This window comes from Variovorax sp. dw_308 (assembly GCF_019207085.1).
Taxonomy (GTDB): Bacteria; Pseudomonadota; Gammaproteobacteria; order Burkholderiales; family Burkholderiaceae_C; genus Variovorax.
Map to the genome: position 1 here is coordinate 325,858 of NZ_JAATOM010000001.1, position 20,795 is coordinate 346,652.

At 67.6% G+C, this 20,795-nt stretch carries 25 protein-coding genes and 1 pseudogene; 10 read left to right on the forward strand and 16 right to left on the reverse strand.

Annotated features, from left to right (window positions below):
* Nucleotides 1-112: 112 nt before the first annotated feature.
* From HCU76_RS01440 to HCU76_RS01450, 3 genes are all read left to right on the forward strand, one after another.
* Complete coding sequence (locus tag HCU76_RS01440; protein ID WP_213955366.1) at nucleotides 113-889, forward strand: enoyl-CoA hydratase/isomerase family protein; 777 nt, start codon at nucleotides 113-115, stop codon at nucleotides 887-889.
* Between the two features lie 3 nt (nucleotides 890-892).
* Entirely contained in the window at nucleotides 893-1,912 is a 1,020-nt protein-coding gene (locus HCU76_RS01445) for a tripartite tricarboxylate transporter substrate binding protein (protein ID WP_256353912.1), read from the forward strand.
* Between the two features lie 130 nt (nucleotides 1,913-2,042).
* Nucleotides 2,043-3,269 carry an acyl-CoA dehydrogenase family protein gene (locus HCU76_RS01450; RefSeq protein ID WP_218508225.1) on the forward strand — a complete coding sequence of 409 codons (1,227 nt, stop codon included), beginning with the start codon at nucleotides 2,043-2,045 and terminating at the stop codon, nucleotides 3,267-3,269.
* A 78-nt stretch (nucleotides 3,270-3,347) separates the two neighbouring features.
* Here HCU76_RS01450 and HCU76_RS36455 read toward each other — a convergent pair whose 3' ends face one another.
* The 9 genes and pseudogenes from HCU76_RS36455 to HCU76_RS01490 all read right to left on the reverse strand — a co-directional run bounded on the left by HCU76_RS36455 (nucleotide 3,348) and on the right by HCU76_RS01490 (nucleotide 9,598).
* Complete coding sequence (locus HCU76_RS36455; RefSeq protein ID WP_371319750.1) at nucleotides 3,348-3,569, reverse strand: tripartite tricarboxylate transporter substrate-binding protein; 222 nt, start codon at nucleotides 3,567-3,569, stop codon at nucleotides 3,348-3,350.
* Nucleotides 3,476-4,078 carry a LysR substrate-binding domain-containing protein gene (locus tag HCU76_RS36460; protein WP_371319751.1) on the reverse strand — a complete coding sequence of 201 codons (603 nt, stop codon included), beginning with the start codon at nucleotides 4,076-4,078 and terminating at the stop codon, nucleotides 3,476-3,478. The genes HCU76_RS36455 and HCU76_RS36460 overlap by 94 nt, the downstream gene beginning before the upstream one ends.
* Nucleotides 4,079-4,232: 154 nt before the next feature.
* A pseudogene (locus HCU76_RS36465) lies at nucleotides 4,233-4,400 on the reverse strand (LysR family transcriptional regulator); the annotation flags it as partial.
* Nucleotides 4,401-4,586: 186 nt separating this feature from the next.
* The gene (locus HCU76_RS01465) at nucleotides 4,587-5,627 is read right to left on the reverse strand and encodes a serine hydrolase (protein WP_218508226.1); all 1,041 of its coding nucleotides are present in this window, start codon (nucleotides 5,625-5,627) and stop codon (nucleotides 4,587-4,589) included.
* 76 nt (nucleotides 5,628-5,703) lie between these two features.
* On the reverse strand, nucleotides 5,704-6,420 hold the full coding sequence (locus tag HCU76_RS01470) for an MgtC/SapB family protein (protein WP_213955373.1): 717 nt from the start codon (nucleotides 6,418-6,420) through the stop codon (nucleotides 5,704-5,706).
* A gap of 106 nt (nucleotides 6,421-6,526) precedes the next feature.
* Nucleotides 6,527-7,885 (reverse strand): MFS transporter, encoded by a 1,359-nt coding sequence (locus HCU76_RS01475; protein WP_218508227.1) that lies wholly within the window; start codon nucleotides 7,883-7,885, stop codon nucleotides 6,527-6,529.
* Nucleotides 7,882-8,439: a cysteine hydrolase family protein gene (locus tag HCU76_RS01480; RefSeq protein ID WP_218508228.1), complete on the reverse strand. Its 558-nt coding sequence runs from the start codon at nucleotides 8,437-8,439 to the stop codon at nucleotides 7,882-7,884. The genes HCU76_RS01475 and HCU76_RS01480 overlap by 4 nt, the downstream gene beginning before the upstream one ends.
* Before the next feature lie 30 nt (nucleotides 8,440-8,469).
* Nucleotides 8,470-8,919 (reverse strand): MarR family winged helix-turn-helix transcriptional regulator, encoded by a 450-nt coding sequence (locus HCU76_RS01485; RefSeq protein WP_218508229.1) that lies wholly within the window; start codon nucleotides 8,917-8,919, stop codon nucleotides 8,470-8,472.
* Between the two features lie 160 nt (nucleotides 8,920-9,079).
* Nucleotides 9,080-9,598, reverse strand: a complete 519-nt coding sequence (locus tag HCU76_RS01490) for a hypothetical protein (RefSeq protein WP_218508230.1) — start codon at nucleotides 9,596-9,598, stop codon at nucleotides 9,080-9,082.
* Between the two features lie 390 nt (nucleotides 9,599-9,988).
* Here HCU76_RS01490 and HCU76_RS01495 point away from each other — a divergent pair, with 390 nt between their 5' ends.
* Nucleotides 9,989-11,017 (forward strand): HAD family phosphatase, encoded by a 1,029-nt coding sequence (locus tag HCU76_RS01495; protein ID WP_218508231.1) that lies wholly within the window; start codon nucleotides 9,989-9,991, stop codon nucleotides 11,015-11,017.
* A gap of 128 nt (nucleotides 11,018-11,145) precedes the next feature.
* Here the strand turns inward: HCU76_RS01495 and HCU76_RS01500 are convergent, their stop codons facing one another.
* The gene (locus HCU76_RS01500) at nucleotides 11,146-11,982 is read right to left on the reverse strand and encodes an amidohydrolase (protein WP_218508232.1); all 837 of its coding nucleotides are present in this window, start codon (nucleotides 11,980-11,982) and stop codon (nucleotides 11,146-11,148) included.
* A complete protein-coding gene (locus tag HCU76_RS01505; RefSeq protein WP_213955380.1) occupies nucleotides 11,979-12,563 on the reverse strand; it encodes a TetR/AcrR family transcriptional regulator in 585 nt (194 codons plus the stop codon). Before HCU76_RS01505 ends, HCU76_RS01500 begins: the two co-directional genes overlap by 4 nt.
* 99 nt (nucleotides 12,564-12,662) lie before the next feature.
* On the opposite strand from HCU76_RS01505, the gene HCU76_RS01510 reads away from it, so the two are divergent.
* From HCU76_RS01510 to HCU76_RS01520, 3 genes are all read left to right on the forward strand, one after another.
* A complete protein-coding gene (locus tag HCU76_RS01510) occupies nucleotides 12,663-13,103 on the forward strand; it encodes a tautomerase family protein (protein WP_213955381.1) in 441 nt (146 codons plus the stop codon).
* 78 nt (nucleotides 13,104-13,181) lie between these two features.
* Entirely contained in the window at nucleotides 13,182-14,192 is a 1,011-nt protein-coding gene (locus HCU76_RS01515) for an aldo/keto reductase (protein WP_213955382.1), read from the forward strand.
* 42 nt (nucleotides 14,193-14,234) lie between these two features.
* Nucleotides 14,235-15,362 (forward strand): zinc-binding dehydrogenase, encoded by a 1,128-nt coding sequence (locus HCU76_RS01520; protein WP_218508463.1) that lies wholly within the window; start codon nucleotides 14,235-14,237, stop codon nucleotides 15,360-15,362.
* A 12-nt stretch (nucleotides 15,363-15,374) separates the two neighbouring features.
* Here HCU76_RS01520 and HCU76_RS01525 read toward each other — a convergent pair whose 3' ends face one another.
* From HCU76_RS01525 to HCU76_RS01535, 3 genes are all read right to left on the reverse strand, one after another.
* Nucleotides 15,375-15,677 carry a type II toxin-antitoxin system RelE/ParE family toxin gene (locus tag HCU76_RS01525; RefSeq protein WP_213955383.1) on the reverse strand — a complete coding sequence of 101 codons (303 nt, stop codon included), beginning with the start codon at nucleotides 15,675-15,677 and terminating at the stop codon, nucleotides 15,375-15,377.
* The gene (locus HCU76_RS01530) at nucleotides 15,674-15,973 is read right to left on the reverse strand and encodes a CopG family ribbon-helix-helix protein (protein ID WP_213955384.1); all 300 of its coding nucleotides are present in this window, start codon (nucleotides 15,971-15,973) and stop codon (nucleotides 15,674-15,676) included. The genes HCU76_RS01525 and HCU76_RS01530 overlap by 4 nt, the downstream gene beginning before the upstream one ends.
* Before the next feature lie 84 nt (nucleotides 15,974-16,057).
* On the reverse strand, nucleotides 16,058-16,441 hold the full coding sequence (locus HCU76_RS01535) for a tautomerase family protein (RefSeq protein WP_218508233.1): 384 nt from the start codon (nucleotides 16,439-16,441) through the stop codon (nucleotides 16,058-16,060).
* 137 nt (nucleotides 16,442-16,578) lie between these two features.
* Here HCU76_RS01535 and HCU76_RS01540 point away from each other — a divergent pair, with 137 nt between their 5' ends.
* The 3 genes from HCU76_RS01540 (at nucleotide 16,579) to HCU76_RS01550 (ending at nucleotide 19,420) form a co-directional block, all read left to right on the forward strand.
* Nucleotides 16,579-17,802 carry an MFS transporter gene (locus tag HCU76_RS01540; RefSeq protein WP_218508234.1) on the forward strand — a complete coding sequence of 408 codons (1,224 nt, stop codon included), beginning with the start codon at nucleotides 16,579-16,581 and terminating at the stop codon, nucleotides 17,800-17,802.
* Nucleotides 17,803-17,876: 74 nt separating this feature from the next.
* Nucleotides 17,877-18,749, forward strand: a complete 873-nt coding sequence (locus HCU76_RS01545; protein ID WP_218508235.1) for a plasmid replication/partition related protein — start codon at nucleotides 17,877-17,879, stop codon at nucleotides 18,747-18,749.
* Nucleotides 18,750-18,922: 173 nt separating this feature from the next.
* Nucleotides 18,923-19,420 carry a DUF4124 domain-containing protein gene (locus HCU76_RS01550; protein WP_213955388.1) on the forward strand — a complete coding sequence of 166 codons (498 nt, stop codon included), beginning with the start codon at nucleotides 18,923-18,925 and terminating at the stop codon, nucleotides 19,418-19,420.
* A 19-nt stretch (nucleotides 19,421-19,439) separates the two neighbouring features.
* Here the strand turns inward: HCU76_RS01550 and HCU76_RS01555 are convergent, their stop codons facing one another.
* A complete protein-coding gene (locus tag HCU76_RS01555; protein ID WP_218508236.1) occupies nucleotides 19,440-20,270 on the reverse strand; it encodes an urease accessory protein UreD in 831 nt (276 codons plus the stop codon).
* Nucleotides 20,271-20,415: 145 nt separating this feature from the next.
* Nucleotides 20,416-20,748, reverse strand: a complete 333-nt coding sequence (locus HCU76_RS01560) for a hypothetical protein (protein ID WP_213955390.1) — start codon at nucleotides 20,746-20,748, stop codon at nucleotides 20,416-20,418.
* Between the last annotated feature and the right edge of the window lie 47 nt (nucleotides 20,749-20,795).

The window sequence follows — 20,795 nt, forward strand, 5'->3', positions numbered from 1 at the left end:
GCCAGATAGCGCATACCAGCTCTGCCGGCGCGATGGCTTCGTCACCGCAGCCCGTTCAATAGACTGGCCGCACCCCACAAGACGAGCGCGCTTCGCGCCTGAAACGGAGACCATGAACGACCTGACCCAACTCGACTACGCGCTCGACAACTTCGTCGCCACCCTCACGCTCAACGCACCGCCGGTGAACGCGCTCACGCGCACGCTCAACGACGAACTCACGCTCGCGCTCGACCGCATCTCCGAGATGGATGAGGTCCGCGTCGTCGTGCTGACCGGCGCGGGCAAGGTGTTCTGTGCCGGCGCCGACCTCAAGGGCCGCGCCTCGGTCATCAAGGGGCCGGGCGACCTGCCCGCGCATTCGCGCCGCACGCGTGAGTGCTTCCATGCGATCCGCGAGTGCGCCAAGCCGGTGATCTGCGCGATCAACGGCGCCGCGCTGGGCTCCGGCGTGGCGATGGCCGCTTCCAGCGACATCCTGATCGCATCGGAAAAGGCATCGCTGGGCTTGCCCGAAGTCGACGTGGGACTGCTCGGAGGTTGCCGCCACGCGATGCGCCTGTTCAGCCACTCCCGCCTGCGTCGCATGATGCTGACCGGCATGCGCGTGCCGGCCGCGGAGCTCTATCGCCTGGGCATCATCGAGGAGTGCACGACGCCGGAGGACCTGATGCCGAAGGCGCTCGAACTCGCCGCGACCATCGCCTCCAAGAGCCCGGTGTCGACGCGCATGGGCAAGCACACGCTCAACGTGATCGAGGACATGAGCCTGCGCGACGGCTATCGCTACGAGCAGGACATGACGGCGCTGATCGGCAAGACCGACGACGCGAAGGAAGCACAGCGCGCCTTTGCCGAGAAGCGCGCACCTGTCTTCACGGGGCGCTGAGCCATGACGGCCGCTGGCGCACCCAGGTATCCGCGCGACCTTCTGCCGACCCGGCGCCGGATGCTGCTCGCCGGCGCATCGCTCGGCCTCTCGGCGCTGGGGCTGCCCGCCCGTGCGGCCGGCTATCCGGACAAGCCGATCCGACTCGTGGTCCCATTCCCCGCCGGCGGCGCGACCGACCTCATGGCACGCACGATGGGCCAGAAACTGGCGGAGCGACTGGGCCAGCCCGTGGTCATCGACAACCGCGCAGGGGCCGGCGGTGGCCTCGGCACCGAAGCGGTGGCGACCTCTGCGCCCGATGGCTACACGCTGCTGTTCGCCACGATGGGTTCGCTCACCATCAACCCGAGCCTGTACAAGAGCCTGCGCTACGACCCCGTCAAGAGTTTCGACCCGATCACGCTGACGCACAGCACGTCGAACCTGCTGGTGCTCAACCGGGAAATCCCCGCGAAGTCGGTCACCGAACTCATCGCGCTGGCGCGCAAGTCGCCCGGCGAGCTGAGCTTTGCATCTGCGGGCAACGGCACCACCAGCCAGCTGTCGGGCGAACTCTTCAAGAGCCTGGCCAAGGTCGACCTGACCCACGTGCCGTACAAGGGAAGTGCGCCCGCGATGACCGACTTCCTCGGCGGCCGCACCTCCATGATGTTCGACACCGCGTCGAACTTCGTCGACTACGTCAAAACCGGCAAGGTGCGCCCGCTCGGCGTCACCGGCCGCAAGCGCCTGCCGTCGATGCCGAACGTGCCCAGCATCTCCGAGACCCCCGGCATGAGCGACTACGAGATGTCGCTATGGCTCGGCGTGCTCGCGCCCGCCGGCACGCCCGGCGCCATCGTCGCCAGGCTGCATGACGAGATCGGCGCAGCCATGTCGTCGCCAGACATCGTTCGCCAGATGGCCGATGCCGGCATCGACATTCGCCTGAGCACGCCGAAGGAATTCGCAGCGCTGATTCGCACGGATACGGCCCGGTGGTCCGAGGTGGTGAAGCGCTCCGGCGTGCGCCTCGACTGACCTCCGGCCTCCGGGTTTCCCTCGGTCGTCGCGTCGCACGCGGGACGGCCATCTTCCATCGGCGGCGTTCCAATCTTGAACAGCAGCGTCAGGACCGGACGCAGCCTCACTTCAAGACCAAGGACACATCATGTTTGCCGACCCTTCCCCCAAGACCCAGGACCTGCTGCACCGCATGCGGCAGTTCTTCGACCAGCACATCTATCCCAACGAGGCGCGTTACCACGAGGAGATGGACGCGTTCCGCCGCGGCGGCAACGCCTGGCAGGTCTCGCCATTGATCGAGGAGCTGAAGCCGCTGGCGCGCGCGGCCGGCCTGTGGAACATGTTCCTGCCGCACGAACATCGCGGCGTGCCCGGCATCTCCAACCTCGACTACGCGCCACTGTGCGAGCTCATGGGTCGCGTGTCGTGGTCCGGCGAGGTGTTCAACTGCTCGGCGCCCGACACCGGCAACATGGAGACCATCGAGCGCTACGGCACCGAGGCGCAGAAGGACGAATGGCTCGAGCCCCTGCTCGCGGGCCAGATCCGTTCCGGCTTCCTCATGACCGAGCCGGCCGTCGCGTCCTCGGACGCCACCAACATCCAGTGCACCATCACGCGCGATGGCGACGAGTACGTCATCAACGGCCGCAAGTGGTTCTCCTCGGGCGCCGGCAGCCCGCGCTGCAAGATCTACATCGTGATGGGCAAGACCGACACCGAGGCGCCGCGCCATGCGCAGCAGTCGATGGTGCTGGTGCCGCGCGACACGCCCGGCGTGAGCGTGCTGCGCCACCTGTCGGTGTTCGGCTACGACGATGCGCCGCACGGCCACATGGAAGTCCTGCTGGAGAACGTGCGCGTCCCGGTGGGCAACATCCTGCTGGGCGAAGGCCGCGGCTTCGAGATCGCGCAAGGCCGCCTTGGCCCGGGGCGCATCCACCATTGCATGCGCTCCATCGGCGCCGCGGAACGTGCGCTCGAGCTGATGTGCGACCGCCTGCGTTCGCGCATCGCCTTCGGCAAGCCGCTTGCCGAGCAATCGGTCTGGCATGAACGCATTGCCGAGTCGCGCTGCCTGATCGACCAGGCGCGCCTGCTGACGCTCAATGCGGCCTGGAAGATGGACACCGTGGGCAACAAGGAAGCGCGTGCCGAGATCGCGATGATCAAGGTGGTGGCGCCCAACATGTCATGCAAGGTGGTCGACTGGGCCATCCAGGCGCACGGCGCGGCCGGTGTCAGCCAGGACTTCTGGCTGGCCGAGGCCTATGCGCACCAGCGCACCGTGCGCATCGTCGACGGGCCGGACGAAGTGCACCGCAATGCGATCGCCAAGCTCGAACTCGCGAAGCGGCGCGTGACGGCGTAAAGGAAAAAGGCTTCAGCGCCCGTGACGAGTCGCTGAAGCCCATGAAGGCAAGAAAGGCGGCCACCCGGCCGCTTTTTTTCATTCCATCTTGGCACCCACCGCCTTGGCCAGGCTGCCCCAACGCTCCGATTCCGCGGCGATGAAGGCGCCGAACTCCTCAGGCTTGCTGCCCACGACTTCCACGCCTTGCTGGTCGAACTGCTGCTTCAGTTCCGGCGAACGCAATGCAGCACCGACGGAGGTGTACAGCTTGTTGATGATCTCGGGCGAAGTGCGGGCCGGCGCGAGATGCCGTACCAGTTGTAGGCCTCGGCCTTTGGAAAGCCCAGCTCGCCGATGGTGGGCACATCCTTGAGCACCGGGATCCGCTTTGCGTTGGTCACGGCCAGCGCCTCGGCGACCGTCGATCGCATGAGCGGCAGCGAATCGGCCTCGAGCACCGGCGCCAGCGTGATGTGTTCCTGACGTGCCATCGCGTCGAGCGCGGTGCGCAGTCCGTTCGGCGCGCTCGGCAGGATGAAGGGCAGCTCATGCAGCGACGAAAAGGGAATCTCCGGCTTCGCTGTCAGCCGGTCGCCCGCGGCGCCGATGAGGTAGCTGTCGACCGTGGCCAGCGCCTGCTCCTGCTCGTGCAGCGCCGTGCCGTAGCGGTAGAGGATCGCGATGTCGACGCGCGCATCGGCCAGCCATTCCTCCACCTGCCCGCTGGAGCCTTCGAGGATCTTCAGCTGGATGCCGGGGTGACGATCGCGCAGTTGCTTGAACAGGCGCCCGACGATCGGATTGGTGATGGAGGGCAGCGAGCCGATGGTGACCCGCCCCGCTGGCTCGCGCGCCTCGCCGGATTTCCAGTTCCAGTTGCTCGGCGTCGGAGAGCAGGGCCTTCACCAGAGGAAAGATGCGCTGGCCCACGTCCGACAGCGCGACGCCGCGTCCGGTGCGGTTGAAGAGACGGGCCTTGCATTCACGCTCCAGCGCGTTCAGGTGACGGCTCAGCAGCGACTGGTTGCTGTCCAGGAACAGCGCCGCGCGCGTCAGGCTCCCGAGTTCGGCAATGGCCAGGAAGGCGCGCCACTTCTGCAGGTCCGACGTGATGTCGAGTTGGATTTGGGTGGCTTTGCCGGATTGCATGAGGCCTTGCTCTCAGCGTGGGATGCGCCGATTGTGCTGCGTGCGAGGCGCATGCGAATGCCGGCTTTCCCGCAGGGCGCGCCCCCGGTCGGTACGCGCTGCCCACTACTTTTCATCAGGCGCCGCCGCGATGATGCGTGCGGCGAGCACGGCGAACTGACCCACATCCACGGCGTTGCGCCTGTATCAGAGCCTGCTGTTGTCCACGCGATGAACGACCACGATGTCCCGCGTCCGGTCGATCAGCATGAACTGGCCGCCGGCCCCGTCCGCCAGTACCAGCGGATGGTTGCCCGGCAGCCGCCATGCGGGGAATGCGACGAACGGCAGCCACCACATGTAGCCGTACCCGTTGCCGCCCAACACGGCGCTGTACGACTTCGTGCTCTCGCGCAGCCAGGCGGTCGACACGACCTGGCGCCCGTTCCACTGGCCATCGCGGCTCACCAGCAGCCCGACGCGCGCCAGGTCCCGCGCGGACAGGTACATCAGGTAGGCAGGGTGTTCCGAGCTGCGCTCGTATTCGAACTTCGTGTCTTGCGGGTAGCGGAAGTCCTCGAACTGCAGGGGCTCGGCGAGGTCGGTCTTCAGGGCCTGGAACACGTCCTGGCCGGTGCGGCGCTGGAAGATGGTGCCGAGCGTGTTGAAGTCCCAGTTGTTGTAGTACCAGAAGGCGCCGGGGTCGTGGCTGCCGCGCTCGGGCCGGCGCTTCTTCGCCTCCGGCGTTTCGTAAGCCGCCTCGTGGTAGACCCCCGAGCGCGATTGCAGCAGTTGCCGGACCGTGGCGGTCCGCTCGCGCTCCGACAGGCCGCCCTTGTCCGTGATGTCCAGCGTGCCCAGCGTCTGGTTCAGGTCGATGACGCCGCGATCCGCCTGGATGCCGTAGAGCACGCTCATCACGCTCTTGCGAACCGACGCGAGGTTCATCGGCCGACGGGTGTCCCCATAGGCATGCACCAGCACGCCGCGGTGGACCACGAGGTAGGCATCGGAGCGAAGCGAATCGGCATAGTCATCCGCCAGCTTGAGCTTGTCCGCGGACCATCCACTGGGCTGCCCGTTGTCGGCCGGCGTGTGCCACGAGGCGCCGGGGAAGACCTGTTGCGCGACGACGAGCGTGGGCGCGGCGATGCAGAGCGCGGCCAGCACCCCCGCGGCCAACCGCGCCAGTCCGAAGGTCCCCAGCGGCAGGGCCTGCGTCAGTCGCATGGCTGGAAGCGCTTGCACTCGGCGACCACGTGGATGGCCGTCAACGTGGACTGTCCAGCGACTGGCAAGGAACCGGCAAGCAGATGCGTCCTGGTCACGACTGCGCGCTCGCATTCCAGAACGCATGGGTCACGCCCGGCAGCGCTTCCAGCTTGTCCATCACCGCGTCCAGCTGCTCAGGGACGACCGAGGAGGCGTAGAGGACAACCCGGGTCTCCACGTCCTCCCGGCCGAAGGGACTCTGCTCCACGTGGCGCGCGGGGTAGTCTTGCGCCTCGAGCCATTCGATCAGCCGGTCGTGCACCTCGGCGCTCACGGCCTTCTGGCAGACCACGTGCACCGTGTAGTTGGCCTCGCTGTCTTCTTCCCGCATCGGCTTGCGGTTGATGCGGTCGGCCACGGGCCGCAGCAGCGTGTTGCTGGCCAGCACGAACAGCGCCGCCACGAAGGCTTCGCCGATGCGGTCGGCGCCGGCGCAGGCCCCCACCGCGGCGGAGCCCCAGAGCGTGGCCGCGGTGTTGATGCCGAAGATGTTGGCGCCTTCCTTCATGATCGCCCCGGCGCCCAGGAACCCGACGCCGGACACCACGTAGGCGATCACGCGCACGGCGCCATCGTCACCCGACAGTCCCTGCGCCAGGTCGACGAAGGAGGCGGCGCCCACCGCCACCAGGGTGTTGGTGCGCAAGCCGGCAGTGCGCTGTCGCACCTGCCTTTCGAGCCCGATGAGCCCGCCGAGGATGAAGGCGGAGCCCAGGCTCACCAAGGTGTCGAGCATGGACCGCGGATCGATGTGTTGCAGCGCTTGCATGCGCCATTGTGTCCACAGCGATGGCCTGCGTCACCATCTTGTCAGGGCGGCGCACCACGGCGTCCAGCCACCACCTCGCGCTGCGTCCCCCCACTCCTGCAGCCGATCAGCCAGCCACGCGCCCCGCCTCCGTCCCCGTTGCCGCCACCTCTGCCGCCGCCTCCGCCGCCACCTCCGCCGCCACCTCCGCGCGCACCGCCCCCGGGCTCGCAGCGGCCTGCATGCTCCATCGCAGCCGCCACCCTTCCACGCGCAGACGCAATCCGTGGTGTCTGACCAGGTAGCGCAACCCGATGGCCGCGGACGCCAGCCCCGCGGCGGCGGCCACGCCCAGCGCCCAGCGCGGGCCGAAGGTGTCGGCGACCCAGCCCACCACCGGCGCGCCGATGGGCGTGCTGCCCAGCAGCGTCGCCAGCAGGATCGCGATGACACGGCCGCGCAGCGCGGGCTCGGTCGAGAGCTGCACCAGGCTGTTGGTGGAGGTCGTGATCGTCTGCGCCGCCACGCCGGTGACGACCAGGGCCATGCCGAACGCCATCACATTCGGCATCAGCGCGGCAGCGAGGGTGCCGAAGCCGAACACCGCCGAGCCGAGCACGAGGAGCCCGAATCGCGGCTTCGCCCGGCGCGCCGCGAGCAGGGCGCCCGTGACCGAGCCGATCGCCATCGTCGAGGACAGCAGGCCGTACTGCCCCGGCCCGCCATGGAAGGCGCCGACCGACATGGTGGAGATGAAGATCGGAAAGTTCAGGCCGAAGGTGGCCACCAGGAACAGCATCGCCAGCACCGCGCGAAGATCCGGCCGCATCCACACATAGCGAAAGCCCTCCATCAGGCTTGCGCTCCTGCGCCCCACCGCGCCTTGCCTCGAGAACAGCTCGCTCTTGCGCAGGCAGGCCAGCGATACGAGCACTGCCACGAAGGACAGCGCATTGAGCAGGAAGGCTTCGCCGGGACCGGTGGCGGCGATCACCATGCCGGCCACGGCCGGGCCCACCATGCGCGCCGCATTGAAGGAGGTGGAATTGAGCGCCACCGCGTTCGAGAGATCGGTATCGGACACCAGTTCGGCCACGAAGGTCTGGCGCGCCGGCGCGTCGAATGCCGCCACGCAACCCAGCAGCAGCGCGAACACGTAGACATGCCATAGCTGCACCATGCCGCTGATGGTGAGCAGGCCCAGGCCCAGTGCCAGCGTCCCCATCGCGGCCTGGGTGACCATCAGCAGCTTGCGCCGGTTCAACCTATCGGCGGCGAGCCCGGTGAAGGGCAGCAGCACCAGTTGCGGCCCGAACTGCAGCGCCATCACGATGCCGACGGCCGTGGCGTTGTGGTGGGTCAGGTGCGTCAGGACGAGCCAGTCCTGCGCCGTGCGTTGCATCCAGGTGCCGATGTTGGAAACCATCGCACCCGCCGCCCACAGGCGGTAGTTGCGGATGCGCAGCGAGCGGAAGGTTTCGCTCAAAGGGTTTCCAGCAGCGCCAGTACGTCACGTGTGCGGCAGGTCTCGCCCAGGCGCGGGAAGATGCGCGCCAGGCTGTTCGCGTGCGCCTGCTCGTTGAGGTCGGTCATCGCGTCGACCACCAGGGCGACGTGGAAGCCGAGCTCATGCGCCTGCCGCGCCGTCGACTCGACGCCGATGCTGGTGGCAATGCCCGCCAGCACGACCTGTGTCACGCCGCGTTCGCGCAAGGCGGATTCCAGTCCGGTGCCGGTGAAGGCGCCCCAGGTCTTCTTGCTGATGCGGATGTCCTGCGCTTGCGCATCGAGTTCGGGCAGGAGTTGGGCCCAATCGGCGCCCGGCGCCGGTCGCGCGGCTTGCGGGTCGGTGCGACCGGGCGCACCGCCTACCACGTTCACCAGCACCACCGGCCAGCCGCGGCGCCTGAAGGCGGCGGCCAGTTCGGCGGCGTGCGCCACCACGCCGGGCGTGGGATGCGCCGTCGGCAGGGCGACGATGCCTTGCTGGAGGTCGATGAGGAGGAGGGCGGGATGGGCGTCGAGCCTGGACAGGGGCATGGGAGTCTTTCGGTGGGAGTGGGGGCGGCTTCAATCGAGCAGGCGCTGTAGCAGGCGCACGGCGGATGTCAGTTGCTTCTGTTCTGTCGGCGAGTAGCGGGCCGAGATCGTGCGCTGCAACCAGTCTTCACGCGCGGCGCGAACCTGGCGAATCGTCTTGCGTGCCTGCGGGGTGAGCGACAGCAGGGTGCGCCTGCCGTCCGCGGGGTCTGGCGCGCCCTTGACATAGCCCGCTTCGATCAACGAGGCCACGGTGGCGCCCATGGACTGGGAACGCACGCCTTCGGCCGTCGCCAGCTCGGTCACCGTGGCGGCCTCCTGGCGCTCCAGTCTCAGCAGCGTGGAACGCTGGGATTCGGTCCAGTCGGCGACAGAGGCCTCCTGCCGCAACCGGCGGCGCAACTGCGACGCCAGCATGCGCAGGTCGACCGCCAAGGCATGGGCGGCTTCGGTGGCCGGGTCGGCGGATGGGGCGGGCATGGGAAGGGTCTCCCGGATCGACGAGCATTGGACAGGACAACTACGAAGTTTAGCTTCCTATATTGCCCCTCGCTGGCGCTTGGGCATGTGTTGCTGACGCACCAGGGCCGCTAGAGGGCGTCGGCGTGCAGCCGCCTGTGCCGATGCCGGAGACCGCCGCTCAGCGCCTCGGGCAAAGTCCCAGCGCCACGTGGGCCTCGGTGCAAGGTCTTTGCCTTGGAGGGGCCGCGCCTGCGGCAGCTGTCCCGGGCGCTGCAGCCGTTGCGGCATCCATCGGCGGCGGGCCTTCGACGAGCCGCCGCGACGTGGCCCGGTGCTCGATGATCACCACCGGCCGCGCGGGTTCCGATGGCGTTGCGGTGGTCTGCCCGAGGTTGGTGGTGAGGCCCTTGAGCGGCAAGCGCCCCTCTTCAGGACGCAGCGCATACCAATATGCGAAGGCGCCGGCCAGCAAGAGCACGAACATCACCAGCAGGATCTTGCCCGTCGGGATGCCGCTGTTCGGCTCCGGCTTCCATGGCGGCAGGTACATCGCCGTCGATGGCTCGCGCGTATCGGCAAATTCGGCGGCCACGGTATTGGCGGAAAAGCGGAAGCCCGAGAACCTGCCCTTGCAGCCGGTGCAGTACTTCGCGTTGTCCTTGTTGGCCGAATGGCAGGATTCGCAGAACTTCGTCATGGTGCAAGTCTCGCCGGCGCGCCGCACTGGACAGTGGGCAGGGCGCAAGGCACTGCCATGCCGGGCGCATGGCGAGCATCTGCAACGCCGCAGGGTGCCCTTCGGCAGATTGGCGCGCGCGCCCGCATCGGCGCACCCGCCGCAATGCATTCACCAGGCGACTGATTGGCACTGAAAGCGCGCATTCCAGGCTGAGATAGGTAGGAAGTTCGCATTATCTTCCCGCGTCGCGTTTCGGATGGTGCCGCTTGGCGCCTCGGTCGCCGGGCACGAAGGGCCGGCGCTGCGCGGCAGGCACCGGCCGGAGGCGGAAGCCGGGCCGCGACGCACGCAAGCTCTGCCCCAAAGGGCAATGTCCGGATCGCCCGGTGCCCGCTAGCCTGCCGCATCATGACCCCGAAAAGCTCCAACCCCTTTGCCCGTGGCTGGCAACACGCCACGGCGGTCTTCACTTCGGCCTGTGTCGCGCTCCTGCTGGCGGGCTGCGCGAGCGTTGCCGGCGGCGGCGATCCGTTGCCGTCGTGGAACGACGGCCCGGCCAAGAAGGCGATCGTCGCCTTTGTCGACGACGTGACGCGGGACGGCTCGCCAGGCTTCGTGCCGCCGGCGCAGCGCATCGCCACCTTCGACAACGACGGCACGTTGTGGGCCGAGCAGCCCATCTACACGCAGTTCGCCTTCATGATCGACCAGGTCAAGGCCGCCGCACCGAAGCATCCGGAGTGGGCCAACAACCCGGTCTACAAGGCGCTGGCCGCCAACGACCTGCGCGGCGCGCTGGCAGGCGGCGAGAAACCGCTGCTGGAACTGCTGGTCCAGGGCAACAGCGGCATGACGGTCGACGAGTACGACAAGGCCGTGCGCCAGTGGCTGGCCACGGCGCGGCATCCGGTGCTCAAGCGGCCCTACATCGAGACGGTCTACCAGCCGCAACTCGAACTGCTGGCCTACCTGAGGGCCAAGGGCTTCAAGACTTTCATCGTCTCGGGCGGGACGATGGAAGTGATGCGCCCCTGGAGCCAGGCCGTGTATGGCATTCCGCCGGAGCAGGTGGTTGGCTCCTCGCAGGGCGTCAAGTTCGACGGCAACGGCGCGCTGATGCGTGAGCCCAGCCTGGCTTTCCTGAATGACGGCCCGGGCAAGCCGGTCGGCATCTACATGCACATCGGCCAGCGGCCCATCCTGGCCTTCGGCAATTCGGACGGCGACCTGCAGATGCTGCAGTACACGGTTGCCGGCCCCGGACGTAGCCTTGCGCTGCTGGTGCACCACGACGATGCCGCACGCGAGTTCGCCTACGACCGCACGTCGCCTTTCGGCAAGCTGGACAAGGCCTGGGACGAGGCCGTGCGCCGGAACTGGGTCGTGGTCAGCATGAAGAACGACTGGAAGCGAGTCTTCGCGGATCCCAAGCCCTGATCGGAGGCGTGAATCTTTCTACTGCGGCCACCGATCTCGGGCCTGCGGTCCTCACCGCACGAGAGTGCGGTTCCGGTCCTCAGCCCGACCTCGGCGCCCTCGCTACGAAATCTTCACACCTTCTTGCGCTAAGTGTCTGAAGCCCACCCGAGCAACTGCCGCGGCGTGTCCCACAGCAGCTTGTTCCGGTCCACCGGATTCGGAAACAGCTGCTCGATCAGCTTGAGTTGCGGCCCGTACTCGACGCGCTCCGGCGCGCGCAGGTAGGGCCAGTCCGATCCCCACACGCAGCGATCGAGCGTGAAGGCCCGCACCAGCTCGTGAATGAACGGCCACGTGTCCGCATGCGGATGCGGCTCGTGCGAGAACTTGGTGAGGCCCGACAGCTTGATCCATGCGCGCCCGCTGCGGCCCAGTTGCAGCAGCGCCTGGAAGGCCCGGTTCGACAGGCCGGCGCGCGGCTCCGGACGGCCGCAGTGGTCGATGAGGATGCGCACGCCCGATTCGTTCAACAGCGGCAGCAGGTCCGGCAACTGGTCCTTCTCGACCTGCACCTGCAACAGCATGCCCAGCTGCTGCAGCATCTTCAGCAGCGGCGCGGTGCCGGTGTAGTAGGCCACGCCCAGGAAGGCCGGGTTGAACGCCACGCCGACGATGCCCTGCGCCTGCAGCGCCGCCAGCGTCTCCAGGCTGCAGTAGTTCTCCACCACTGCAATGCCCTTGAAGCGCCCACCGCTTTGCGCGATGGCATCGAGCAGGCAACGGTTGTCGGTGTCGTAGCCCGAGTTGGGCCCGACCACCAGCGCATGCCCGACGCCATAGGCATCGAGCACCTGCATGAAGAGCTGCGCCGAGCCGCATTCCTGGCCGGCAGGGCGGTAGTGCGTGTCGGATTGGTACGGAAAACGAACGGGGTCGAAGATATGGTTGTGGCAGTCGATCTTGGGCTCGTTGAAGATGCTCATTTCTTGTCCTTCTCCTTGGTCGCCGCCATCATCCTGCGAATCTGGTCCCGCAACTGCTTCGCCACGGTATCGAAAGGTTCGATGTCCTGCTCGGCGCGGCTCAACACCACCGCACCTTCAGCCGAGGCGATCAGCGTGGTGGCAAATTGCCGGGCGATGGCGGGTGTCAGGCCACCTTGCTGAAGCAGTGTGCCCAGGCGCGTGCGCCAGGTGCGGAACACGTTCGTGGCATGCGCCAGCAGCGCCGGTGAATCGGTCGCGACCGTCACCGCCAACACCGCGCAGCCCGCGCCGTTGCCGGAGCGGGTGAGCACCGCGCGCCAGATCGCCAGGAAGTGATCTGTGACAGCCTCGGCCGACGCGCCGGCCTTTTGCTCCAGCGCGCCGACCAGGAAATCGCCCGCCAGGTCGACCGCCGCGCCGACGAGCTGGTCCTTGCCGTCGGGAAAGTGGTGATAGACCGAGCCGCGCGGCGCACCCGTGAGCGCCAGCACCTCCGAGAACGACGTGGATTGCAGCCCGCGCTGGGCGAGCAACTGCACCGCGCCCAGGACCATCTTGCTGCGAACGTCTGCTGCCATTGCATTTCTCTCCACGTTGGAATAATTGCTTGACTATGATGATCGTCATAGTCAAGAATATATGCACACCATCATAGTCAACCCTCGAAGGAGCTTTCCATGCCCATGATCGACGTCTACGCAGCCGCAGACATCTTCCCCGCCGACGCCGACCGCGAACTGGGCGAAGCCCTCTCGATGGCCGTCCTGCGCGCCGAAGGTGTGGCAACGCCCGGGCCATTCCACACGAACAACACCGCGGCGTACATCCACCGCATGGCGCCATCGGCAGTGCAGACGGCCGCTACGGCGCAAGCTCGCACGGTACGCATCCAGATCATCACGCCGCCCGGCTCGCTGAACCGCGAAGGGCAGAAGCAGATCGTGAAGGAAGCGACCGAGATCGTCGCGAAGGTCTCTGGCGACGCGACGTTGCCGGCCCGTACCTGGGTGCTGCTGACCGAGGCGGTGGAGGGCGGCTGGGGCATGTTCGGCACGGCCTTCGGCAAGGAGGAATTCGGCGCGCTGGCGGCCAGGGCGAAGGCGGCTGCAGGCGCCTGACCGAGCGCGATTGGCACGCCGCGAGCACGATTTCGCGGTGCTGACTAAGATGGCCGCCCCAACACTGCGAGCCATCCCATGAGCCTCCCCACTACCCGCCTGGGCCGCACCGGCCTCATCGTGTCGCGCCTTGCACTGGGCACCATGACCTTCGGGCTGCAGACCGACGAGGCCACTTCCTTCCGCATCCTGGACAAGGCCACCGATGGCGGCATCAACTTCCTCGACACGGCCGACGTGTACCCGCTCGGCGGCACCGTCGAGACCACCGGGCGCACCGAGGAGATCATCGGCCGCTGGCTCAACCAGCAGGGCAAGAGCCGGCGCAGCGAGTTCATCGTGGCGACCAAGGCGGCCAACAAGGTCGGCCCCAATCCGTGGGACCAGGGCAACTCGCGCAAGCACTTGCTCGATGCGATCGACGTGTCGCTGAAGCGGCTGCAGACCGACCACGTCGACCTCTACCAGCTTCACCACGACGACCCGAACACGCCGCTCGACGAAAGCCTGGAGGCGCTTGACGTGATCGTGCGTTCAGGCCGCGCGCGCTACATCGGCGTGTCGAATTTCCTGTCGTACCGGCTCGCCCGTTCCATCGGCATTGCGGCAGTGAAGCGGCTGACGCAGTTCGTGTCGGTGCAGCCGCGCTACAGCCTGTTGTTCCGCGAGATCGAGCGCGAACTGCTGCCGCTGGCGCGCGAGGAAGGCCTGGGCGTGATCCCCTACAACCCGCTCGCCGGCGGCCTGCTCACCGGCAAGTACGCGCCCGGCGCCAAGCCGGAGGACAACACGCGCTTCACGCTCGGCACGGCCGGCTCGATGTACCAGGACCGCTACTGGAACGAGCGCAGCTTCAACACCGTGAGCCAACTGCACAAGCTGGCCGAGGAAGCCGGCGTGCCGCTCGCGACGCTTTCCGTCGCCTGGGTGATGGCCAACCCGCTGATCACCGCGCCGCTGCTCGGCGCGAGCAAGCCCGAGCAACTCGATGCCACGCTCGCCGCGGCCGAATACCAGCTGCCCGCCGATCTCAAGCAACGGCTCGATGAGCTGACCGCCGAATACCGCAAGGGCGATGCGCCCCGTTGATACCCAGAGGACACGACTTTCATGAGCATTCCAGAAGACCGCATGGCTCTGCAACTGCGTTCGCTCGTCAAGAAAAACGGCGAGCTTGAACTGTCGCTGGCCAGCGTGCCGGTGCCCGCGCCCGGACCGGACGAGGTGCTGATTCGCGTCGAGGGCTCGCCGCTGAATCCGTCGGACCTGGGGCTGTTGTTCGGCGCGGCCGACATGAGCACGGCCAAGGCATCGGGCTCGGCGGCGGATCGCCCCGTCGTCACCGCCACCGTTCCCGAGGCCGGCCTGCGTGCCACGGCCGGCCGGCTCGATGAATCGATGCCCGTGGGCAATGAAGGCGCCGGTGTGGTCGTGGAGGCCGGTTCCTCGCCGGCCGCGCAGGCATTGCTCGGCAAGACGGTGGCGGCCATTGGCGGGGCGATGTATGCGCAGTACCGCGCCGTGCCCGTTGCGCAGACGCTGCTGCTGCCCGAAGGCGCGACGGCGGTGGACGGCGCCTCGTCCTTCGTCAATCCGCTGACCGCGCTCGGCATGGTCGAGACGATGCGCCGCGAAGGCCATTCCGCACTCGTGCACACGGCAGCCGCGTCCAACCTCGGCCAGATGCTGAATCGCATCTGCATGAAGGACGGCATTGCGCTGGTGAACATCGTGCGCAAGCAGGAGCAGGCCGACCTGCTCAAGGCAATGGGCGCGAAGCATGTCTGCGATTCGAGCGCGCCCACCTTCCTGCAGGACCTGACCGACGCACTGGCCGAGACTGGCGCCACCATCGCCTTCGACGCCACCGGCGGCGGCAGGCTCGGCGGCCAGATCCTCGGCTGCATGGAAGCCGCGATCAACAGGACCGCCAGGGAATACAGCCGCTACGGCTCGGCCACGCACAAGCAGGTGTACCTCTACGGCGGCCTGGACATGCGCCCGACGGAGTTCGTGCGCAATTTCGGCACGGCCTGGGGCATGGGCGGATGGCTGCTGTTCCCGTTCCTGAACAAGATCGGGCCGGCCGCGGCGGAGGTGCTCAAGCGGCGTGTGGCGTCGGAACTGAAGACGACCTTTGCAAGCCACTACTCGAAGGAGATCTCGCTGGCGGACGTGCTGGACCTGGGCACGATCGCGGTCTACAACCAGCGGGCGACGGGGACGAAGTACCTGATCAATCCGAACAGGGGGTTGTAGAAACCGTTCGACCTATCGTCGCTTTTGTTTGAATCCGGATTCCCGTTGGCTTCGAAGGGCAAGAACGAGGACCATGTCAATGTTTGGAATGTATTGGTAGCGCGCGACATAGGCGTATGAGTCGCGGCCGACGAGCAGTTCGCGCCTGCCATTCTTCACGGGCCGACCGATCAACGGACTGTGGCGAAGGATGTCGAACGCCGCGACAAGATCTTTGATGCGCTGCGCGAAGTTCGCAACTTCGAATTGCTCCATGTGGTCGATGAATCGATCGAGGTCATCGAAGACCGCCGGGGCGAGTTCAATGCGGGTCATCCAGGCTTCGTTGGCAGGTCAAGCCGTCGCGCCGCAGGCCTTGCCGGCTTGGCTCCCTTTGCCCTTGCACCGAGATAAGCCTTCGCCTCGTCCCAGGACACCGTCTCTTCAGTCGCCAGGAACTTGGCCCAACGCTTTTCCGCAACGGCATGGAGCGCTTCTTCGGCTTCGACCCGCTCGACCGTCTGTGCGATTGCTTCCACGATGAAGGCATGCGCAGTCTTCCCCGCGCGCTCTGCGGCAGAAGCAATGCGCTCCTTGAGATCGTCTTCGATGCGGATAGTGGTTGTCGACATGTTTCGGCCCTCTATTGACTTCGAATGTAGCACGGTTGTGCTACAGATGCCAAGTGAGGCTTGGTAGGTCCAGGGCGACTGCGTTCAGACGGCGTACTGCGCCTCGCCATTGCCGAAGGACCAGTTCTCCTTGCGCACTTCGACCAGGTTGATGAACACATCCTCGCGGCGCATGCCGAGCCGCTCATGCAGGCCGTCGACGATGGCCTTGTAGAACGTGCGCTTCTGCTCGACGGTGCGCCCCTCGCTCAGCGTGATCTGGAGGATGACGCAGTCCGGCGATCTCGCAATGTCCATGTAGGTCGGGTCGACGATGAAATCCGCGGGCGCATGCTCCGTGATGATCTGGAAGCGGTCGTTCTTCGGCACGTTGATGGTGCTGACCATGGCGTCGTAGATGACATCGCCAATGGTGCGGCGATGGTCGGCGCTCTTGCCGGCGGCGAGATCGATGCGAACGAGGGGCATGGCGAGTCCTTGGAGTGGGCAGAAATTATGGCGACCGGCGGCGCCTTGCGTGAATTCCCCGCGCGCTGCGCCGTCATTGCGCGAATGCTAAGGTCGCCGCCCCGGCTCGAACCCGGAACGCATCCAGAAGGCTCCCCGTGCCCCGTTCCCCCTCTCATGATTCCGGCCGCGTTGCGGCTCCAGGCCTTTCCCCGGCCCTCACCTGGCTCTTCGCCGTGGCTTGCGGCCTCTGCGTGGCCAACATCTACTACGCGCAGCCGCTGCTCGGGCCGATCGCGCTCAGCCTGAACCTGCATGCCGGGCTTGCCGGCCTGATCATGACGCTGACGCAACTGGGCTATGGCCTGGGCCTGCTGCTCATCGTGCCGCTGGCGGACGTGGTCGAGAACCGGCGGCTCGTGGCCACGGCGCTGGTGGGCACGGTGATGGGGCTGGTCGGCATCACGCTCTCGACCTCGGCTGCCGGGTTCCTGGCGGCCTCGCTGCTGGTCGGCGCGGGCGCGGTCGCGGCGCAGGTGCTGGTGCCCTTCGCATCGCACCTCGCACCCGAGGCCACGCGCGGCAAGGTGGTGGGCAACATCATGGCGGGGCTGCTCGCCGGCATCATGCTGGCGCGGCCGTTTTCCAGCATCGTGGCGGCGGCGTTCGGCTGGCGCGCGGTGTTCGGCATCTCGGCGGTGCTGATGACGGTGTTGATCGTCGTGCTGTGGCGCGCGCTGCCCCGGCGCGAGCCGCACGGCTCGGTCGGCTATGCGCGCACCATGGCCTCGCTGCCGGGCATCGCCTGGCGCACACCGGTGCTGCGCCGGCGCGCCGCGTACCAGGGAATGATGTTCGCGGCCTTCCAGACCTTCTGGACCGCCGTGCCCTTGCTGCTGGCGCATGAGTTCGGCCTGGGGCAGGGCGGCATCGCGGCCTTTGCGCTGGCGGGTGCGGCGGGTGCGCTGGCCGCGCCCCTGTCGGGCCGGCTGGCGGACCGGGGCCTGACGCGACCCGCGACCGGCATCGCGATGGCGATCGCGCTGCTGTCCTTTGTGCTGGGCGCCGTGTCGGCCCGGTTCCATTCGATGATCGGCCTGGTGGCGGCGGGCGTGCTGCTCGACGGCGCGGTGCAGTTGTGCCAGGTGCTGAGCCTGCGCAGCCTCTACGTGCTGGCGCCCGAGTTGCGCGGCCGGCTCAACGGGCTGTTCATGACCTTCATCTTCCTCTGTGCGGCCGTGGCATCGGCCCTGGCGGCCGCGGTCTACACCTTCCACGGATGGACGGGCCTTTGCCTGCTGGGCGGGGCCTATGTGGCGCTGGCCCTGGCCTTCTACGCCACCGAGTTCATGCGGCGCCGGCCGGAGCTGGCGGCCACCTGAGGCTCCCTGACGACCCCTCCGGCGCGGATCTCTACAATTGCGCCCCCTTTGCAACTGCCCGGATCTCGCGCCCCATGGACATCGTCGTCAACGAAGAACTCAAAGCCTATATCGACCCGTTGACCCCGGAGGAATACGAATCGCTGGAGCGCAGCATCCTGGCCGAAGGCTGCCGCGATGCCCTGGTGCTCTGGGGCGACGTGCTGGTCGACGGCCACAACCGCTATGGCATCTGCCAGAAGCACGGCCTTCCTTTCCAGACGGTGCAGAACACGCGTTTCCAGTCGATGGAGGACGTGCACCTGTGGATGATCGACCAGCACCTGGGACGGCGCAGCATCTCCGACTTCCAGCGCGGCGTGCTGGCGCTGCGCAAGCGCGAGATCGTGGCGGCGCGCCGTTCCGCACCTCCCGCGGCGCCCGCGACGGAAGAGGCAACCGCGGCTGTGGCTGAAACGGCCAGCGCCGACCACGCAGTGCCGCCGCTCGAACCGCTCGATTCCCGCGAGGCGCTGGCCCGGGCCGCGCGCCTGAGCAGCAGCCAGGTCGTGATGATCGAGAAGATCCAGAAGCAGGCCACGCCCGAACTGGTCGAGGCGATCAAGGCCGGCACGATCTCGCTGAGCGCGGGCGCGGCCGTGGCCAGCTTGCCGGCGCAGGAGCAGGTTGCCGCCGCGGCCGCCGGCAAGGACGAACTGAAGCAGGCCGCCAAGCGCGTGCGCGAGGCCAAGCGCAAGCCACGCGAGGAAGCGCCCGCTGACGCGGAGACGCCCCTGGAGCAGGCCGATCCCTCGGCGGACACCGTGGAATCGTTGCGCAAGCGTGTGGCGGAGCTGACCAGTGAGAACACCGCGTTGCGCAAGCAGGTGGCGAACCTGCTGAATCAATTGCTGGCGCGTCCGGGCGCCGATGCGCCGGAGGCCGAGGACGCGTCCGCGCCGTTCTGATGGCAAAGCCACATCGACTTGAGAGCCCCCAGGGCCGTGCTGCGCCCCACCCGCCCCCCGAGGGGGATCAAGTCGAGATGGCAAAGCCACATCGACTCGAGACCGCCGAGCGGCCTTCCCAAAGCCCCTGACGGCATGCATGCCGCGCATCCCCGGCGCACAATCGTGGTCCGATGCGCCGCATCCTCGTCCTCCTTGCCTTGAGCCTGTTCGGCCCGCTGTGCAGTGCCGAGGTGGTCCGTTGCACCGACGCTGCGGGTCATGTGAGCTACACCGATGGCAAGTGCCCTGCGAGCACGAAGGTCACGCGCCTGACCTTGCCGGAACCGATGGTGGTGAACCGCGGCGAGTCCGATGCCGTTCCTCCCGACCGCCCTGCGACCCCGGCGCCAGCCCCGCTGCCGCCCCCGCATGCCGTGGTGCCGGCGCCCCCGGCGCCCGTCATCGGCGACTACGGCGGCGACCCCGTCGTCGCCGACTACGGCTATCCCTACGGCGGCTACCGGCCCGTTCCGCCGCGCAACATGGGTCCGCGCCTGCGCAACTGCGACGCCGCGGGCTGCAGCGACAAGCAGGGCAATCACTACGACCGCACCGGCACCTTGAACCGCTACAAGAGCCTCGACGGCAGGACCTGCACGCCGGTGGGCACCACGGTCGTCTGCCGCTGAGCCTGGACGAAAAGGCCGGCTACATCGCCCAGATGCGCGGGCTGGACGCGGGCAGTCTCCACAGTTCGGCGCGCCAGGCCTGCCACACGCGGCGCAGCAATTGCATCGCCGGCTCGACCACCGGCGCCAGCACGCGCAGCACCACGATCTCCGCATGCGGGCTGGTGGCGCCAGCGCTCTCGGCGAGCACATCGGCATCGGCCAGCCCGCGCGCGATTTCCAGCAGTGCATCGCGCCGCGCCTTTCCCATCGGCGTGCCCGAGACGACGAACAAGGAAGCCATGCACCGGTGCCCCGCCAGTCCGATCGGGCTGGCCAGCAGGCGCTGGTCGCTCGCGTCGATGCGCCCGCGTTCCAGCCACACGCCCGGCGCCTCGATGTGCTGCAGCAGCGAGCCGCGCTCGAAAGGCAGGTTTGCATTCGGCAGGCCCAGCGCCGTGACGTCCCAGCCGATGAGTTCCGCCCCCGGCGCTGCCTCGATGCGCAGGCGGTTCTCCGCTTTGCAGCCGCTGTAGCAGAGCGCTTCGAGCGGCAGCCATTCGAGGCGCGCATCGGCGTCGAGCCGGATGCGCGTGTCCTGCAGCGCCACCTCGCCCTCGGAGCGATAGAAGCGCGTGGCGCCCGGCGTGGTCAGCAGGCCGTGGCTGCCGGGCGCGCCGTGGATGTCGATGGTCAGGGTGTCGCCGCCGACCAGGCCACCGGGCGGGTGCACCAGCACGTTGTGACAGATTGCGTCGCCTTCCGGATAGAGGCTCTGCAGGATGCGCAGCGGCCCGTCGTGGCGATGACGGGCAACGCTGCGGCCGGATTCCTGTTGGTAGTCGAGTTGGAGGCGGGCGTGCCAGGGCATGAATGGAGGGAAGCGGGTGCGTGGCCGGACGGAAGGTCCATCCGGCGGGCGCGTGGATCGAAGCGCTCTCGAAGCGCGAAGGGCGGCCGGTCGAATGTAACCAGACTTCGCGTCGCGCCGGCCTGCGCCGCCGGTCGCGGGCGTGCTACTCGTGTTCCTTCAGCAATCGGCCAGAGACGTACACCTTCACCTCCACGCCCTCGGGCCGGCAACTCATCCTGAACTCCGTGTCGGCGAGCGACTTGCCGACCCAGGTCAGCGTGAACACGGTGGCGTCGCCGAACGCGGAGGCGGCCGCGAAGTTGTGGCGGTTGACTTCCATGATGACGCGCAGGTCTTCGCCGTCCTGCTCGATCTCACCGCGAAAGAACTGCAGGTCGTCCGCGCCGTAGACGTGCTGGTTGCGGATCAGCACCGCGCCGGTGCCCAGCATGCCCTTGTCGGTGGTGAAGCTCGATTCGTAGATTCCGTTTCGCATGGTTTCCTGTCCCCGTTGCTGGATGGCACAACAGTGCCGATGATCGC

Bases quoted from the DNA above. Each gene is read 5' to 3' on its own strand.
- HCU76_RS01520 (WP_218508463.1), top strand. From the start codon at position 14,235: ATGGCTCTGCAACTGCGTTCGCTCGTCAAGAAAAACGGCGAGCTTGAA.
- HCU76_RS01555 (WP_218508236.1), bottom strand. From the start codon at position 20,270: ATGCCCTGGCACGCCCGCCTCCAACTCGACTACCAACAGGAATCCGGC.
- HCU76_RS01510 (WP_213955381.1), top strand. From the start codon at position 12,663: ATGCCCATGATCGACGTCTACGCAGCCGCAGACATCTTCCCCGCCGAC.
- HCU76_RS01440 (WP_213955366.1), top strand. From the start codon at position 113: ATGAACGACCTGACCCAACTCGACTACGCGCTCGACAACTTCGTCGCC.
- HCU76_RS01445 (WP_256353912.1), top strand. From the start codon at position 893: ATGACGGCCGCTGGCGCACCCAGGTATCCGCGCGACCTTCTGCCGACC.
- HCU76_RS01535 (WP_218508233.1), bottom strand. From the start codon at position 16,441: ATGCCCCTCGTTCGCATCGATCTCGCCGCCGGCAAGAGCGCCGACCAT.
- HCU76_RS01515 (WP_213955382.1), top strand. From the start codon at position 13,182: ATGAGCCTCCCCACTACCCGCCTGGGCCGCACCGGCCTCATCGTGTCG.
- HCU76_RS01470 (WP_213955373.1), bottom strand. From the start codon at position 6,420: ATGCAAGCGCTGCAACACATCGATCCGCGGTCCATGCTCGACACCTTG.
- HCU76_RS01545 (WP_218508235.1), top strand. From the start codon at position 17,877: ATGGACATCGTCGTCAACGAAGAACTCAAAGCCTATATCGACCCGTTG.
- HCU76_RS01505 (WP_213955380.1), bottom strand. From the start codon at position 12,563: ATGGCAGCAGACGTTCGCAGCAAGATGGTCCTGGGCGCGGTGCAGTTG.
- HCU76_RS01550 (WP_213955388.1), top strand. From the start codon at position 18,923: ATGCGCCGCATCCTCGTCCTCCTTGCCTTGAGCCTGTTCGGCCCGCTG.
- HCU76_RS01485 (WP_218508229.1), bottom strand. From the start codon at position 8,919: ATGCCCGCCCCATCCGCCGACCCGGCCACCGAAGCCGCCCATGCCTTG.
- HCU76_RS01450 (WP_218508225.1), top strand. From the start codon at position 2,043: ATGTTTGCCGACCCTTCCCCCAAGACCCAGGACCTGCTGCACCGCATG.
- HCU76_RS01480 (WP_218508228.1), bottom strand. From the start codon at position 8,439: ATGCCCCTGTCCAGGCTCGACGCCCATCCCGCCCTCCTCCTCATCGAC.
- HCU76_RS01530 (WP_213955384.1), bottom strand. From the start codon at position 15,973: ATGTCGACAACCACTATCCGCATCGAAGACGATCTCAAGGAGCGCATT.
- HCU76_RS01560 (WP_213955390.1), bottom strand. From the start codon at position 20,748: ATGCGAAACGGAATCTACGAATCGAGCTTCACCACCGACAAGGGCATG.
- HCU76_RS01490 (WP_218508230.1), bottom strand. From the start codon at position 9,598: ATGACGAAGTTCTGCGAATCCTGCCATTCGGCCAACAAGGACAACGCG.
- HCU76_RS01500 (WP_218508232.1), bottom strand. From the start codon at position 11,982: ATGAGCATCTTCAACGAGCCCAAGATCGACTGCCACAACCATATCTTC.
- HCU76_RS01525 (WP_213955383.1), bottom strand. From the start codon at position 15,677: ATGACCCGCATTGAACTCGCCCCGGCGGTCTTCGATGACCTCGATCGA.
- HCU76_RS01495 (WP_218508231.1), top strand. From the start codon at position 9,989: ATGACCCCGAAAAGCTCCAACCCCTTTGCCCGTGGCTGGCAACACGCC.